The sequence below is a fragment of the Oleiphilus sp. HI0061 genome, assembly GCF_001635675.1.
The window spans coordinates 1-873 of sequence record NZ_LWFE01001681.1 but is presented as its reverse complement, the minus strand read 5'-3'; the positions used below and the strand labels follow the sequence as shown (position 1 = coordinate 873).

Below are 873 nucleotides of genomic sequence, written 5' to 3'. Positions count from 1 at the left end.
ATTTGCAGCTGCCTGTATAGTTTCTGTGAGTGTTGTCGGTTGTACAGGTAACCCTTACGAAGAAGTGGCAGATCGCAATGACGTTATTACTCTGGGCGACTCGATCTTTGATCTTAATGGTGTCATTCAAGAGACGCTCGAATCCTATGCCGGTGAGACCTTTCGAGATTACACGCAAAGCGGAGCAGAGTTGTCTGGTGGTGCCTTGGCTAAAGCCGTCGATCAACAATATGAGGATGCTAAGTCTACAGACGCAAATATCGATACCATTGTTATGGATGGCGGCGGTAACGACATTCTTATCCCCGCAATGCTATTCGACCCTTATGGGTGTCGTACTCACTGGTGGCGTTGGAATATTTCAAGAAGCTGCCGTGGCTTGATTGAGGATCAGTATATTAATGCAATAAACCTGCTCAATCAGATGGAAAGTGATGATGTTCAGAACGTGATATGGCTAGGGTATTACGAGTTACCTCGTGGCAATAAAAACCTCACAAAAGCCTTAAATTACGGTGATGACTTGCTTGGTTATGCTTGCGATGTAGCGACGAATGCAAGCTGCTCATTTGTCGATACGCGTGGCACTGTTCCAGCATCTCAAGTTGAAAGCGATAATATTCACCCAACCCCAGAAGGATCTATTAACTTGGCAAATCAGATTTGGCCTGTGCTTCAGACTGTATTGTAATTCGGGTAAATACATTCACTCGACTTAATTAGATTTACATAGTTAGTGGGGCCAGGGAAGGCCCTNTTTTGTGAATGAAATCACAAATCTATTCTCTTTTTAGCTCGTGTATTATCGAGGGTGCAAAATATGAACAATATTCACTATTTGGTACGTTTTGCGCCTCACTAAACTTAAATTAA

1 protein-coding gene is annotated in these 873 nt (G+C 43.1%); it reads left to right on the top strand.

From position 1 onward, the window contains the following. Window positions 1-691 (top strand): SGNH/GDSL hydrolase family protein (locus A3735_RS25950; RefSeq protein WP_197486057.1); only part of this gene is annotated, 691 nt, incomplete at its 5' end. Window positions 692-873: the final 182 nt, after the last annotated feature.